Origin of the sequence: Kitasatospora sp. NBC_01300, assembly GCF_041435235.1 — a bacterium.
Classification (GTDB): Bacteria; Actinomycetota; Actinomycetes; order Streptomycetales; family Streptomycetaceae; genus Kitasatospora.
Genome location: NZ_CP108408.1, coordinates 7,744,982 through 7,759,265 on the forward strand (window position 1 = coordinate 7,744,982; position 14,284 = coordinate 7,759,265).

Genomic DNA, 14,284 nt, shown 5'->3' on the forward strand with positions numbered 1-14,284 from the left:
TTGCCGGGTGATCTGGACGGCCCCAGCCTGTGGCCCGCCGCTGGCAAACCGCGCACAGCGCGCTGGCAGGCGCCCGCCGTCCACCCCGGATCCGCCGTCCACCCCGCCGTCCACCCCGCCGTCCGCCCCGGTGCCCGCCGGCACCGGGGCGAACCGCGCAGCCGCGCTCGGATCAGCAGGTGCCGGCCGGGCGGTCGCGGACCACGAGGTCGTTGCGCCCGGCGGTGGCGTCCAGCCAGACCACCCGGGTGCCCTGGTCGGCGGCGGCGTGGAACTGGCTGCCCCGGTTGCAGGAGACCCGCACGGGGGTGCCGCCGCCGACCGGCAGCTGGTACAGCTTGGGCAGGGCGGCGTTCGACCAGCCGCTGCTCGGCTGGGCGCTGCGGTGCATGAAGGTGACGGCCCGGTCGGTGGCGGTTAGCTCCATGTCCGCCGGGGTGTACGGCGAGTCGGCGGAGAGCAGGTCGCGCACGCCGGAGCCGTCCAGGGCTCCGGAGCGCAGGGCGGTCGGGCGGGTGCGGTCGGCCGGGGCGGCCAGCCAGAGCAGCCGGTCGCCCGCGAGCAGCGGGGAGGCGAGGTACGGCGGGTCGGTGCCGTTCGGGGTGCTCACCGGGTACTGGGCGGTGACCTTGCCGGCGGCGGTCGAGTAGACCGTCGGCGCCTGGACGCCGGCCCCGTCCACCGTCCAGGACTCGATCCAGCCGAGCAGGCCGTCCTTGAACGCGAGGGACGTGAGGCTGTGGCCCTCGGGCAGCGGGAGTTCCACGGGCGGGGCGCCGTCGTGGGAGAGGCGGACCCGGGTGCGGCCGGTGTCGTTGTCGGTCACCGTGAAGGCGATGTCCCCGCCGGACACCTGGACGCTGCCGGGCGACTGGTCGGCGGAGTGGAACACGCTGCGCACCGGGCCGCCGGACAGCGGGCGGGTCAGCACCTCCGTCGCCCAGGTGCCGGTGGCGTCGGGGCCGATCGCCAGCCAGACGGCGGACTTGCCGTCGGTGGCGGCCCAGCCGTGGATCCGCCCGTCGTCCGGGCTGAGCCGGGTCGGGGTGGCGGCGGTGGTGGTGGAGCCGGTGTACAGGGCCGTCGCGCCCTTGCCGTTCGGGTCGGTGTTGCCCATCACCCAGTGGCCTCCGCCCGCGGCCGGTCCGACCGGGGCGGAGGTGCCGGGCAGCAGCGGGCGGGTGTCCGTCCCGAGCCGGCTCTGCCAGCCGGCCTTGATCCCGTGGGCGTCGAACGCGGCGGCCACCTTGCGCAGGTCGGCCTTGCCGAGCTTGAGCGACTTCCCTGCGGCGAGCACCGCGTCGCGCCCGGCCACGAAGTCGTCCAGCGGGGTGAGGTATTCGGCCATCGCCCGGTAGACGAGGCGGTCGGCGGTGAGCGGGTCGAGGGTGCGCCGGATGTCCCACAGGGCGCCGCTGAAGATGGTGGAGTTGAGGTGCGCGCCGCCGTTGTCCAGGTCGAGGCCGGCGCCGAGGTAGTCGTCCACGGTGGTGCGGTGGTCGTCCAGGCGGCGGTTCGCGCAGTCCTGGGGGGTGCCGGTGCGGCACAGGTTCTCGCCGAGCAGCGCGGCCGCCGGGTCGTCCATGGACATGCCGCGGGCGGTGACCTCGATGGCGTTGCCGAAGTAGTCGGCCAGCCCCTCGTTCATCGCGCCGGACTGGCCGTCGCCGATCAGGTTGGCGGTGTGCGAGATGACGCCGTGGGTCATCTCGTGCCCGGCCACGTCGAGGGCGGCGGAGAACGGCAGGAACCTGGCGTTGCCGTTGCCGTAGATCATCTTCTGCCCGTCCCAGGCGGCGTTGGGGAAGGGCTTGCCGCGGTTGCTCACGTTCACCACGGAGACGATCGGGCCGCCCTTGCCGTCCAGGCCGTCGCGGCCGAGCCGGTCGTGGTAGAAGCCGTACACGGCGGCGGCGTTGAGGTGGGCGTCGGTGGCGCCGCTGGTGCCGGTGGAGGCCGGGAAGTCCGGGCCCGGGGAGGCGACGGGCAGGCTGCCGTCGGGCAGCCGGCCGCTGACCTCGTAGTAGTCCCGTCCGGTCGCGTCGTAGGTGGTGATGGTGGCGGGCCGGGTGAGGTCGACGAGTTGGTAGCTGCCGTCCGGCTGGCGGGATATGTTCACCGGCACGGTACGGCCGCGCAGGTCGGGGGCGGTCCCGGTGGCGGGCTCGGCGGCGGCGGTGCCGCGGGCGGCGCCGGCCGCTGTGTCGTCGGCGCCGCCGACCTGGTACGGGGCCGAGGCGTCGTGGGCGAGGGCGACCACGCCGAGCGTGGCGTCCGCGTAGACCTCGCGGACCGGCGGCTCGCCGTTCCCCTGGTCGGCGGTGTGCACGGTGAAGTGCCGGGCGAGTCGGCCGGTGCCGCCCGGCAGGACGACCAGGCCGCGGTCCTCGGCGGTGGCCCCGGCCCGGGCGCGCGGGTCCTGGGTCGAGTCGAGCGCCAGCTTGCGCAGCACCGCGTCCGGCACGGCGGGGGCGGTCGGCGCGGTCAGCCCGGTGAAGTACTTGCCGCCGACCGACTCGACGCGCTGGCCGACCCCCTCGCCGGTGAGGCGGACCAGGTACTGCCCGCCGAGCACCGGTATGCCGCCGTGGTACTGCTGGAACCTGACGGTGCGCCGGTCGGCGGCCGTGCGCTCGACCGCGAGCTCGGCCAGCTGCCCCGGGTCGACCCGGTACCGGTCCGCGTGGGCCGCGAGATGGGCCCGGGCCGCCTCGACCGGAGCGCCGGGCGCCGCCTCGGACAGCCCGGTCACCAACTGCGGGGCGCCGGTGCCCTCCCCGGCCACCAGGCCGGGGACGGGATCGGACTCGGCGCTCGGGCCCGGTGGCGCGGCCAGGGCGGGGGAGGCGGTCACGGTGAGCGCCAGTGCCAGACTCAAGGCGGCGCCCGAGCCGAGCGCCCTGGCCACTGAACGGGAACGGTGGTGCACTGCGGTCCTCCACGGAAATCGGCAGTGACGGCAGCACGACAGAGCTGCCTTTCACGGAGGAACGGGGCACCGGACAGGCCCGGTTCAGCCGCTTGCGGCCGCTGCCGGTCGTTTGCGCGAGCCCGCCATCGCCGTCCGTCCCGTCCCCGACGGCCCCGGCCGTCGGCATGCCCCGGGGGCCGACGGCCGGCCCGCCGCGGCCGCCTTGTCGAAGGCCCGCCGCGGATCCGCGGATACGGCACCCGATCGGGTGCGGAGCCCACCCGCCCGGACCATTGCGCATCTCACCCGACCGCCCGGCAGGGGGTGCCCGGGATCAGCCGATCCGTGATCCGGGCCGGCTCTCCTCGCGCCACTGCCGCACGGAGCGCACGATGTCCTGGCCGATCCGCTCCAGGAGGGCCGCGGCGTCGTCCATCCGGGCGCCGGCCGGGGTGCCGGGGCCGAGGGTTTCGGCGCCCTGGCGGGCGATGCCGGCGAGCGTCGTGTTCCGCTCGGCGCTGGCCAGCAGTGCCCGGTACCAGACGTCGTCGTCGATGACGTACTGCTCCCGGCGCTGCTGTTCGCCGCGTTCGCGGCGGATCAGTGCCTGGCCTTCCAGGTAGCCGACGGCCTTGGAGACGGCGGCCGGGCTGACCTGCAGCCGTTGCACCAGTTCGCCCGCGGTGAGGCTGCCGTCGTCGGTGACGTACAGGCAGGCGAGGACCCGGGCGGCCATCCTGGGCAGGCCGCTGTGCACCAGCAGCTCGGCCAGCTCGTCGGCGAATTCGCGGACGGCCTGCGGGTCGCGGCCCTCGGCCGGCGGTGTGGCGGCGGCGGTCCGTCGGGCGGTCGTGCCGCTGCGGCGGGAGCGCTGCGCGGTGGCGCGCTGGGCGTGTTCGGCCCGGTAGTCGGAGGGCCCGCCGTTGCGGGCGATCTCGCGGGTGACGGTCGAGGTCGGCCGTTCGAGCTGCCGGGCGATCTCGCCGTAGCCCAGCCCTTCGGCCAGTCCGGCGGCGATCCGGTGGCGGTCCTGCGGGGTCAGCCTGGCTCCGGGCATCCGTCCTCGTCTCCTTCCGTCGCCTGAACAGTACCCGTCCGCCCGGTCCCCCGTTGCAATGGACTCGCACGGTTCCGCCGCACCCGCCGGGCGAGTCATGACAAGGAGAAACCCGCTATGACCTGCGAATCTATCCACCACCGGCAGGGCCGGCATTGACCACTGCGTGAACTCGTCCGGTGCTCCCTCCCGCCCCGTGGGCACCACACCGAGGGGGGTGCCGCCTGCGGAACCACCACCCGTGCAGCCGTCACCCCCGCCCCTTCCCCGGTGTCACGGCAGCGCGGCCGCCTTGCGCAGCAGCACCGCCCGCTCGCGGGTGTTGCGGCACAGCCGGGCGGCGAGCTCCAGCTCGGCGCGGGCCTCGGCGGTGCGGCCGAGCCGGGTCAGCAGTTCGCCGCGCACGGCCGGGAGCAGGTGCGAGCCCGAGAGCCGGCCGGAGGCGGCGAGCTCGTCGACCATGTGCAGCGCCTGCTGGGGTCCGTCGGCCATGGCGACGGCCACGGCCCGGTTGAGTTCGACGACGGGGGAGGGGGCCACGCGGCCGAGTGCCTCGTAGAGGAGCACGACGCGTTCCCAGTCGGTCTCCGGCACCGAGGGCGCGACCGCGTGGCAGGCGGCGATCGCGGCCTGGAGGCCGTAGGGGCCCAGGCCCCGGCCGGTGGCGGTGGCCCGGCCGAGTGCGGCCAGGCCGCGGTGGATCGCGGAGCGGTCCCACCGGCGCCGGTCCTGGTCCTCCAGGAGCACCGCCTCCCCGTCGGGTCCGGTGCGGGCCGGGAAACGCGCGGCGGTGAGTTCGAACAGTGCGAGCAGTGCGCACGCCTCCGGTTCGGCGGGCAGCAGGGCGGCCAGGGTCCGGGCCAGCCGGAGTGCCTCGTAGGCGAGGTCGGGGCGCAGCAGGTGGTCGCCGGCGGTCGCCGTCGAGCCCTCCGTGAAGATCACGTACAGGACGCTCAGGACCGCGCCGAGCCGTTCGCGCCGCTCCTGGGCCGGCGGCAGTTCGAACGGCACGCGCGCGGCGGCGATCGTCTTCTTCGCCCGGGTGATCCGGGCCTGGACGGTCGCGGTGGGCACGAGGAACGCCCGGGCGATCTCCTCGCTGGACAGGCCGCCCACCACGCGCAGGGTGAGCGCGACCCGGGCCTCGGGGGAGAGCACCGGGTGGCAGGCGGTGAACATGAGCGCGAGGACGTCGTCGTCGACCCGGTCGGGGTCCCACGGGAGTTCGTGCGGCGGGTCGGACGCGGTCGCCGGGCCGGAGCTGAACTGGCCCTCGGCGAGCCGGCCCGCGAGCAGGGTGTAGCGCTCGTCGAGGGCCGAGGCGCGGCGGAAGGCGTCGACGGCCCGCCGCCGGGCGGTCGTCAGCAGCCAGCCCACCGGGCTGGCGGGCACGCCGTCGCGTGCCCAGCTGACGAGTGCCTCGGCGAGGGCCTCCTGGGCGACGTCCTCGGCGAGCGCGAAGTCCCCGGTGTAGCGGGCCAGTGCGCCGACGATCCGGGCGGACTCGATCCGCCAGAGGGCCTCGGCGGCCCGCCGGGCCGATTCGGTGCTCGGCGGGCCGTCGGGGGTGGTGGGCATCAGTGCTGGCCGGTCCGCTCGCGCCAGGCCCGCTCCTTGGCGATCCACTCGTTGTCCTGCGGGAACTCCTCGATGCCCGGCACGCGGCGGATCTCGACCTTCGAGCCGGTGACGGCCGGGAGCCGCTTGGCCCACTCGACGGCCTCCTCCTTCGACGCGACGTCGATCACGTAGAAGCCGCCGAACAGCTCCTTCGTCTCGCCGTACGGGCCGTCGGTGACCACCGGGGCCTGTCCGCCGAAGTCGACCACCACGCCCTGGGAGGGGTCGTCCAGTCCCTCGGCGGCGACGAGCACGCCCGCCCGGATCAGTTCCTCGTTGAAGCGGCCCACCGTCTCGAGCATCTCCTCGAAGGGCGTCTCCATCATCTTCGCGACGCTCTCGTCGGTGCCCCGCATGATCAGCATGTACTTCGACATCGTCACTCCTTGCTCGGGGGCCGTCTTTGGGCCCTCTCCATCCCAGGTCGAACGGCGCGGCCGCGGATCGACACGGCGGGCGGATCCGGGCCGCTTTTTTTTCGACGGACGCCACCCTCCCGCAGGTCGCCGTCCCCCCACACCTGGAGGTGCTCACACCTGGCGTTGCTCACCCCTGGCGGTACGCGGCCGTCGCGATCTCGGCGAACGAGCGGACCAGCGGGTTGGTGTCGCCGTCGTTCCACGCCGCGACCACCGGGCTGGGCGCCATGTCGGCCAGCGGCACCACGGCCAGGTTCTCGGGCAGGTCGTGTCCGAGCGGGGCCAGGCCGACGGTGCTGTTCCAGAGCACGGCCTGGAGGCACTCCTGGACACCGCGCACCACGGGGCCCTCGCGCGGGGTGCCGCCGTTCCAGTACGACTGCCACAGGGGGTCGGTTCCCGGGGGGAACTGGAACCAGCGGCGGTCGGCCAGGTCGGCCAGTTCCAGGCGGCCGCGCCGGGCCAGCGGGTCGTCGGCGCGCAGGACCGCGCCGACCGGGTCGGTGCGCAGCACGCGCACCGCCAGGGCGGTGTCGTCGAACGGCGCGCGGGTCAGCGCGACGTCGACCAGCGCGGCGCGCAGCCCGCAGGTCGGGTCGGTCAGGTCGGTGTCGCGCACGCGGATCTCGACGCCGGGGTGGCTGCGGCGGAAGGCGGCCGCCAGCCTGGTGATGCCGGGGTCGGTGCCGTCGCCCAGGATGCCGACGGTCAGGGTCGCGGCGCCGGCCGCCGCGGCCACGCGCGCGCGCAGGCGCTCGGCCCGCCCGAGCAGGTCCCGCGCCTCCTCCAGCAGCACGGCCCCCGCCGGGGTGAGGGCGACGCCGGCGGGGGAGCGGGTGAACAGCAGGGCGCCGCTCTCCTGCTCCAACCGCTTGATCGCCCGGCTCAGCGGCGGCTGGCTCATGTGCAGGCGGGTCGCGGCCCGGCCGAAGTGGAGTTCCTCGGCGACCGCCACGAAGTAGCGCAGGGTACGTAGCTCCACGCTGCGACGATACCCCCCGGGTATCGGCGTGGCGCAACGGGTCTTGGACACCGGCCCGGCCCCGGCGGTGGACTCGGACCATGACCGACACAGCGAAGACCAGCGAACCGCAGGCCGGCCCCACCGTCTCGGTGCTCGCCCCCGGCGACGGCGAGACGATCGTCCTGGGCACCACGCGCATGCGCGTCCTGGAGGACGGCAGCCACACCGGGCACCGCCTGGCGATGACCGAGTCCCTCCTCGCCCCGCACACCCCCGGACCGCCGCAGCACCGCCACGCCCGCCACGACGAAGCCTTCTACGTCATCTCCGGCACGGTGCGCTTCACCGTCGGCGACCAGCACCACGACGCGGGCGCGGGCACGTTCGTGATGGTCCCGCCCGGCGCCCCGCACACCTTCGCCAACGTGAGCGACCACAGCGCCGTCATGCTCAGCGTCTTCACCCCCGACCTGTACCTGCAGTACTTCCGGGACCTGCGGGACGCGGCCGCCGCCGGCGCGCCGCCGACCCCCGAGGCCGGCCTGCGCACGATGAGCCGCTACGCCACCGAGCCCGCCGCCGACGGTGACCGTGAAAGGACGTCATGACCATCGCCTACTGGCTCCTCGCCACACCGTGTCAGTTCTTTTTCTAGTTCCAACACCAGTAAGCCTGTGAGCTGTGGTGCTGTAGTTCTGCGGAGGACAATCTGTCGGGCTTTGTGAGCTGCGGCTTTGGGCGTGTCGGATCCGTATTTCATGGGCATGTCATGCGGTTGACGTGCTGTGCCGTAGTTAGGTTGAGAATGTCGTAACTACAGGGATAACTACCTGCCGTTGCAGCAGTTGAAGTCGTGGGTTCTGCGGCTTGGTGCGGGGCCGTGCCGCTGCCGCCGTCCGGGTCGGGGTGGCTGGGGTGGGGGCAGGTGCAGGTTACCCCGTGGTCGCGGAAGTTCGGCTGCCGCCGGACTCGGGCCTTGATGGCCCTTTCCGTGCCCTCGTGTTGCAGTGGTTGCCGTAGGCGGGTTGAAGGCCGGCGGGCGCGGGGCGTGGTGTGTCCGGATGGGTCTGGTGCGGGCCTGTCGCTACTGGGATGTGTTGGTGATGTCAGGTTCTGGCAGCGTCATGGGGAGGGAGACGGGTTCGATTCGGACCCGTGAGGTGTTCCGCAGTCGGCAGGTATGGCTGAGGCGCGGATACTGGCTGGGTGCCCGTGTACAAGGAGTCCAACGTCCGCCTGCCGTTCTGCGCTTTGGAGGCCTTGGCCGTCGTTGCGCGGCGGTGGGGAACGTCACGGGACGAGGCGGTGCGCCGGCTCCTCGCGCAGTATGTGGAGGCCCAGGAGGAAGTCGACCCGGATGATCGGTGCACCCACATTTCCACCGTCCTGCGCTACCCGCCCCCGCCGCGCTGGCGACGGGAGCCGATGGAGAGCGGAGTCCTTCGGCTGCGCGCCGACGCAGGCCTGTTGGAACGGGCCCGCGCTGCGGGGCTGAAGTTGCCCGGGCAGCACGAACGCGCCCACCGGGACTACCAGGGCCGGATGCTGGACCGACGCGGTGATGACTGCGATCGCGACCGTGGGGCCCTTCACCGACGACTTCCTGGGCGACTTGATGCCGCTGCTGCGCCATCGCGCGGCGCTCGGCCTGTGGCGGCTGACCACCGCGGTCACCAGCACCGTCCCGGAGCAGAAGGTTCTGGTCGAGGCCGAAGCCATCCGCAGCCGCATGATGTACGAGACGCTGCCGCGCGATCACCTCACCCCCGAACAGGAGCATCTGCTGCTGGTGGCCGACGCCTTGGAGGAGGACGTGGCGTGGCACTCCCCGGAGCGATTCCGGGCCGCCGCCCGCCTTGCCCGCCGCCTGCTCGCCGGCCCCGCCGCGGAAGCCGGAGAGCGGATGCTCCACGACCAGGCCGATGAGTGGAGCGAGCAGTACCAGGACGCGCTGCAATCCGAGGACCCCGCCGCGCTCTCGGGGGAGAGCCCCACGTACGACTGGACCGGACGCGGCGGCACCGCGGTGTGGAGGGCTCATCGCCGCGTCGACCTGCAGGACTTCGAGGACTGGCTGGTCGGCCGCGAGAGCACCGAAACCGAGCACCTGATGCCCCGCCCCGGCTGGCTGCTGCGTACTCCGGCCGCCTGGCGCGCGCAGGCCCCCGCCGGCCGGGGAGAACTGCCCGAGCCCTACGCGGCCTGGGTCGCCCAAGGACGGGCCCTGGCCTTCCCCTACCGCAACAGGCAGGCGGTGTGGCCGCTGCAGTGCTGTCCGGGCACGGCCGCCGGAGAGCCAGTACCGGGGATCGCACCGCTGATCCGCCCGGCGGCAGCACTGCGGTCCGAGACGGTCGCCAGCTTTATCGAAGCCACCCTCATCGACTGGAACCATGAGTTCGACGAAGATCCCTCCCTCCCCATCCGGCTCGACCTCCCCGCGGACAAGGCACAGGCCTTCGGCTTCATCACCGGCCAGCAGAAGCTCGACGCCATGGCCGAAGCCCGCCGAGCGACCCTGAAGTGCATCGACGACGCCCTCGACGAGTTCAAGGACTTCGGGCACGACGAAGAGACACTGAAGCTGCTCCGGGAGGTCCGCGGCAGCATCCGCGAGTTCCGCCACCGTGCCCGGCAGTTCGACAAGCGCATCGCAGCGAAGGTCACCCAAGTCCGGGCCGCATGGCGCTGGCCCGGTCCCTCGGTGGCCGCCAGCGTCCTCGACGGCACCCGGGCCGAGGTGGTCGAGTGCCTTGCCGGCGAAGCTCACCGGCGAAGCGGCCTGCTCGTGGAGTACGCGCAGCACGAAGCCTGGCAGCAGGCCTTCGATCGGTATGGCCGCCGGATGTGACACCCACCGATACAACTGGGTCCTTGCCGCGCTGAAGAGTGGACTCGGAGCCGGGCACCACAACCCGGATTCCGACGCCCCGCGCACCACCTTGGTGCGCTCGCCCTGCAGGAGACCCACATGAATCCTGGCAATCGCCCCGTCATCCCGTCCACCGCAGGAGGCATCGCCGCCGTCGCACTCGCCGTGACCGGCGCGCCAGGACCGGTAACAGCCCTCGCCTTCGGCTGCTTCGCCCTCAGCCTGATCGTGATCGCCCTCCAGTCCGTCCTTCCGCAGGAGCCCAAGTACCTGCTGGCCTGGTGGCGCGCCCGCTGGCGCCACCAGCAACTGCGCCGCGAAGCCTCACGCTGGCAGTCAGATATGCCCGGTTCGGCCGGACCGCGCGAGGAGCCACAGACCAGTGAAACCAGCGAGAACCGTGACGCGATCTCGGCACAGCGGTGACCTTGACGCCCACATCCGCCACGAACACCCGGACCGGCCGAACCGACGGCACAAGGCCTGCAGGGATCTCGGCCAGTCGGATGCAATACGCGAACCGATCAGGCCACGCTCGACTGCAGCCAGGACCTGCCAGAACTCGGGCCCGTTCAGACGCGTACGGCCGAAGCCCCCCCGTCCGAGGAAGGAGTGTCGCTACGCTCACCCAACGAGCAGCGGCACGCCACCGAGGAGGGCGGACTCATGGGCCGTCAGAAGCCGGGCAAACCCCGCCGCAGTTCGAACGACACGCACAATCACCCGGGCCTTCCTGCGGCGATGCTGCCGCACTTCGACGGCCCGGACCCCAACGGTGCCCTGTTCAGGGCCGTCATCGGCGCAGCACTCGAGTCCTGCACGTCCTGCCAGGACGCGACACTCACGCTCCTGGTCGAGGACCCGGCGACCTGTGCCCGCCTCGTGCAACTCGCGTGCGGCATGTTGGCCGAGTTCGAGGGAGGCCTGCCGGCCGACCAGACCGACCCCGACGTGTCCAGCTTCGCCAGCGTTGCCTTCCGCCGCCTCGCCCGCGCCACCCAGGACACCACCGCCCAGGCCGTGTTCCGCGAGTGCGAGCAGATGACGCCCCGCGAGCGTCGCGACGCCGCCAACACCGCCCTGGACACCCTCGTCGGCTACACCCACCTGCCCTCGCAGGATCTCGCCCAACTGAGGCGACTCCTAGCCCAGAACCAGGGCGGCAGAGCCTTCTGACGCGTCGCGCGCCGCGCTGCCGCGCAACCCCTACGCCACCCACCACCCGGCGCCGGAGGCGCCCACACCGGCCTCCCCTTGGCCCACTGCCGCCGTCCCCGGCCACACCACCCAGAACACCCCCGCTGCGCCCCGGCCCGACGCCGACGCCGAGGTCACCCCGGCCACCGCGGCCGCCCTGGACACCCTGACACCCGACCAGCCCCCCACCCACCCGCTGCGCCCGACCCGGGACCACGCGCCGCGTACGACCACCTCCAGGCCCGCCCGCACCAACGGCGGGAACTACGCCGGCCGGGACTACGGCTACTACCTCGACATGATCAGCTCGGTCGTCGACCAGGCCCTCCAGGAACACGACGGCGACACCAAGGCCACCATCGCCGCCCTGGAAAACAAAGCAATTCCCAACGCAATGGCCCTCTTCGAAGCAACCCGAGTCGGCGGAAACTACGAACACACCGTCTATCCCGAACGCCTCGAATTCCTCAGCAAGAAGACCAAGAAGGGAGCCGACGACATCTGGGAAGGCCGCCACAAGTGGGAGAACGGCCCACTCATGACCCAGCTCAAGGACGGCACCCTCACCAGCGTGGCCGTCGACGTCCTCGACACCAACGCCGCCTACTGCAGCGCCCTGAAGGCTTGGCTGCCCATCGGCTCCCTCGTCCACCAGCCCAACGGCGGCTTCGACCCCAAGCGCTCCGGCGTCTACCTCCTGCCCGAACGCCCCACCTGGCACCACCCGCACCTGCCCGACCCGATCGGCAACCGCCGCGAGCCCGGCCCGGTCTTCCTGGACGACGCCACCATCCGCCTCCTGATCCGCTGCCACAAGCTCGACCTCTGCGATCCCCCGTACATCACCCAGGCCTGGACCTCCGGCGCCTCCGAGAACATCGCGGAGAAGTTCCGCCGCGTCCTCACCACCGCCCGCGAGAAAGCCGTCCTCGAAGGCGATAAAGTCACCGAAGAATACATCAAGGCCATCTACTCAATTTTTGTCTCTACCATCGGCGAATCCACCACCAACCGCGACCTCCGCCGACCCGACTGGATGCACATCTTCCGCAGCCAGGCATTCGCCAACCTCTGGTACAAGGCATACCGCGCCCACGAACACGGCCTCACCATCGTCCGCCTCCGCGGCACCGACGAACTCCACATCACCGGAGATTTCCCCTGGCGCACGGTATTCGAAGAAGGCCGCCTCACCACCCAGCTGAAGCTCAAGACCCAGTACACCCTCGGGAAGGCCGCCTGATGTCGACCGACGGCTGGAAGAACTTCGGCAAATACGGCGCCGCCGACGACCCCGAAAACCGCCACGGAAAAATCGTCCTCGCCCGCGCCCTCGAAGACGCCCTGGAACGGATGATCATCGAAGGCGGCATCAAATCCCCCGTCACCACCCGCCGGGGCCTCACCGCCCGCATGAAGTACCTCACCACCACCCAAGGCGGCGCCCAAGCCATGGCCGACGCCGGCATCACCGCCGTCCCCAAGACCATCAGCGCCTGGACCAAGGGCAAGCAACACCCCCTACCCGCCAACCTCGACGCCATCGACACCGCCTACTGGAACCTCCGCGCCGCCAACATCCTCAACAACCCCGGCGCGTTCAAGCAGCACCTCAACAACGCCGGCAAGGGCACCCGGGTCGAGATCCACCCCATCAACCAGGACGTCGTCGACGAACCGCGCCGCCGCGACAACCTGCGCCTCCGCACCCTGCAGGTCCGCTACGTCTGGGACGAAGCCGTCGACGCCATGGTCGCCGGCGACATCGGCAAGCTGGAGGAGATCTGGGACGACGTCATCGCCGACCTCGACTCCGACTGGGGCGCCTACACCTACGTCCGCCACATCGGCCTTGGCGCCTGACCACCCCCACCAGCCGCGCGCCCGCCCCACCGGGCTGCAGCTGCGCCCCACCCCAGCTCAGACCAGCACCACCGGGCACAACAGCGCGTACATTTCCCCCGCAGCTGCGCCTCCGCGATGTCCCAAGGGCCGGTGATGCAGCCAGCCAGGGCGAAGAAGGCACCGTGGCGGCGCGCGGTACGGCGCCAGACGCGCGAGCTGTTCAGACCGCCCTCGTAGAAGCAGACGCCAGCCCGGCCGGTCACCGTCCTGGACGTTGCCGGCCACGTCCAGGACGGCCGACCAGCCGACCGCCGGCTCCGCCCAGCCCTCGAAGTCACCGAACCGCGCCCACCCGCCGGACGCCAGCCCGGCCAGGTGCGAATCCGGCCCGCGGCCGCCGGCCAACGCGAACGTCTCGACCCGGTGCGAGGCCGCGAAGACCACCTGCGCCCGCTGCCCCTCGACGGCCCACGCCTGCATGCCCAACGGCCGCAACGGCTCGCTGCCGACATCGACGGCGTACATCGTGCCGCCGTCCACCGGCGCCGCCTCGTCGCTCACACCCAGGCCAACGAGCCCGCCCCCCGAGGTAACCCAGTCAGCGACCGGCCCCGCCCCGCTGTGCACCGCCGGGGCCCGGGCCGGAGCTCCACCACCTGGCCGAGCAGCAGCCGGCCGAGCCGCCCGCCGGCGGCACCGCAGCCACCCCGTGCCTCCGAATGCCCGGCTACTGAAGGAATTCTCGGTACAATTCTCGAAGCGCCGCAGCATGAATCCCCGGTACAACCTGGAGGGGAGACGGGGCATCAGGCGGAATTCCCTGACCGTGCAATTCTGATACAGGCTCAGGCTGATAGCGCCCGGTACAACTTCCCCGTCTGCAGTGGGAAACACGTAGGATATGAAGGGTCATCATCCCGATACAGGCGACCGTCAATCAGGCGCGTTACAGAAAATGCCCCCGATGCCTGTACAGGGCCCGATTGGGGCGCTAGAAGTGCCTCACTGGTTCAGACCAGCTAGCAAGTCCCTTATCTGACTCAGAGTCACAGATCCTCTGGCCAATGACTTGTAACGACGCGGGTGCCGTGACAAAACTGGAGCCCGGTACAGAACAGGGCAGGCGCCCGGAGGGCGTCCCCCCGAAGGAGCTGGCCGGCCCCGGGAGTAGCCCGCTCGCGACAGGCAAAGCCCGAGAGCACAGAAGAAAAGCCCAGTTCAGAGCCCTAAAGAACCGTCTTCACGAGGGAAAAGGCCAGCCAGGGGGTGTTCGGAATCGGTACAAGGGCCGGCCCCCGGGTAGCCCACCGACAGGCGAGAGTTGTACCGGAACCCTCCCCCAGTTAGACAAGAGCCACGGAGTGGCGTTACAGCATTCCGTCACGGTAGTGACGGCGCG

Annotated in this window: 12 protein-coding genes; 6 read left to right on the forward strand and 6 right to left on the reverse strand. The window is 72.0% G+C overall.

The genetic code is table 11. From position 1 onward, the window contains the following. Positions 1-172: 172 nt before the first annotated feature. From OG556_RS33690 to OG556_RS33710, 5 genes are all read right to left on the reverse strand, one after another. On the reverse strand, positions 173-2,878 hold the full coding sequence (locus OG556_RS33690) for a M4 family metallopeptidase (protein WP_371515189.1): 2,706 nt from the start codon (positions 2,876-2,878) through the stop codon (positions 173-175). Positions 2,879-3,245: 367 nt separating this feature from the next. After that, on the reverse strand, positions 3,246-3,968 hold the full coding sequence (locus tag OG556_RS33695; RefSeq protein ID WP_371515188.1) for a MarR family transcriptional regulator: 723 nt from the start codon (positions 3,966-3,968) through the stop codon (positions 3,246-3,248). Between the two features lie 273 nt (positions 3,969-4,241). Then, positions 4,242-5,546, reverse strand: coding sequence for an RNA polymerase sigma factor (locus OG556_RS33700; protein WP_371515187.1), 1,305 nt, complete (start codon positions 5,544-5,546; stop codon positions 4,242-4,244). Further along, entirely contained in the window at positions 5,546-5,965 is a 420-nt protein-coding gene (locus tag OG556_RS33705) for a YciI family protein (RefSeq protein WP_371515186.1), read from the reverse strand. Before OG556_RS33705 ends, OG556_RS33700 begins: the two co-directional genes overlap by 1 nt. 169 nt (positions 5,966-6,134) lie before the next feature. Beyond that, entirely contained in the window at positions 6,135-6,989 is an 855-nt protein-coding gene (locus OG556_RS33710; RefSeq protein ID WP_371515185.1) for a LysR family transcriptional regulator, read from the reverse strand. Between the two features lie 80 nt (positions 6,990-7,069). Between OG556_RS33710 and OG556_RS33715 the strand changes: the two genes are divergently transcribed. From OG556_RS33715 to OG556_RS33740, 6 genes are all read left to right on the forward strand, one after another. Then, positions 7,070-7,579 (forward strand): cupin domain-containing protein, encoded by a 510-nt coding sequence (locus OG556_RS33715; RefSeq protein ID WP_371515184.1) that lies wholly within the window; start codon positions 7,070-7,072, stop codon positions 7,577-7,579. A 953-nt stretch (positions 7,580-8,532) separates the two neighbouring features. Continuing rightward, positions 8,533-9,822: a hypothetical protein gene (locus OG556_RS33720; RefSeq protein WP_371515183.1), complete on the forward strand. Its 1,290-nt coding sequence runs from the start codon at positions 8,533-8,535 to the stop codon at positions 9,820-9,822. Positions 9,823-9,942: 120 nt separating this feature from the next. Next, entirely contained in the window at positions 9,943-10,269 is a 327-nt protein-coding gene (locus tag OG556_RS33725; RefSeq protein ID WP_371515182.1) for a hypothetical protein, read from the forward strand. Between the two features lie 186 nt (positions 10,270-10,455). Then, positions 10,456-11,019, forward strand: a complete 564-nt coding sequence (locus OG556_RS33730; protein WP_371515181.1) for a hypothetical protein — start codon at positions 10,456-10,458, stop codon at positions 11,017-11,019. A 319-nt stretch (positions 11,020-11,338) separates the two neighbouring features. After that, positions 11,339-12,283 carry a dihydrolipoamide S-succinyltransferase gene (locus OG556_RS33735; protein WP_371515179.1) on the forward strand — a complete coding sequence of 315 codons (945 nt, stop codon included), beginning with the start codon at positions 11,339-11,341 and terminating at the stop codon, positions 12,281-12,283. Continuing rightward, positions 12,283-12,903: a hypothetical protein gene (locus OG556_RS33740; RefSeq protein ID WP_331742790.1), complete on the forward strand. Its 621-nt coding sequence runs from the start codon at positions 12,283-12,285 to the stop codon at positions 12,901-12,903. Before OG556_RS33735 ends, OG556_RS33740 begins: the two co-directional genes overlap by 1 nt. Positions 12,904-12,960: 57 nt before the next feature. On the opposite strand, the gene OG556_RS33745 is transcribed toward OG556_RS33740, so the two are convergent. Next, positions 12,961-13,446 carry a hypothetical protein gene (locus tag OG556_RS33745; RefSeq protein ID WP_331742788.1) on the reverse strand — a complete coding sequence of 162 codons (486 nt, stop codon included), beginning with the start codon at positions 13,444-13,446 and terminating at the stop codon, positions 12,961-12,963. Positions 13,447-14,284 lie beyond the last annotated feature (838 nt).

Bases quoted from the DNA above. Each gene is read 5' to 3' on its own strand.
- OG556_RS33695 (WP_371515188.1), bottom strand. From the start codon at position 3,968: ATGCCCGGAGCCAGGCTGACCCCGCAGGACCGCCACCGGATCGCCGCC.
- OG556_RS33705 (WP_371515186.1), bottom strand. From the start codon at position 5,965: ATGTCGAAGTACATGCTGATCATGCGGGGCACCGACGAGAGCGTCGCG.
- OG556_RS33700 (WP_371515187.1), bottom strand. From the start codon at position 5,546: ATGCCCACCACCCCCGACGGCCCGCCGAGCACCGAATCGGCCCGGCGG.
- OG556_RS33740 (WP_331742790.1), top strand. From the start codon at position 12,283: ATGTCGACCGACGGCTGGAAGAACTTCGGCAAATACGGCGCCGCCGAC.
- OG556_RS33735 (WP_371515179.1), top strand. From the start codon at position 11,339: ATGATCAGCTCGGTCGTCGACCAGGCCCTCCAGGAACACGACGGCGAC.
- OG556_RS33720 (WP_371515183.1), top strand. From the start codon at position 8,533: ATGACTGCGATCGCGACCGTGGGGCCCTTCACCGACGACTTCCTGGGC.
- OG556_RS33725 (WP_371515182.1), top strand. From the start codon at position 9,943: ATGAATCCTGGCAATCGCCCCGTCATCCCGTCCACCGCAGGAGGCATC.
- OG556_RS33715 (WP_371515184.1), top strand. From the start codon at position 7,070: ATGACCGACACAGCGAAGACCAGCGAACCGCAGGCCGGCCCCACCGTC.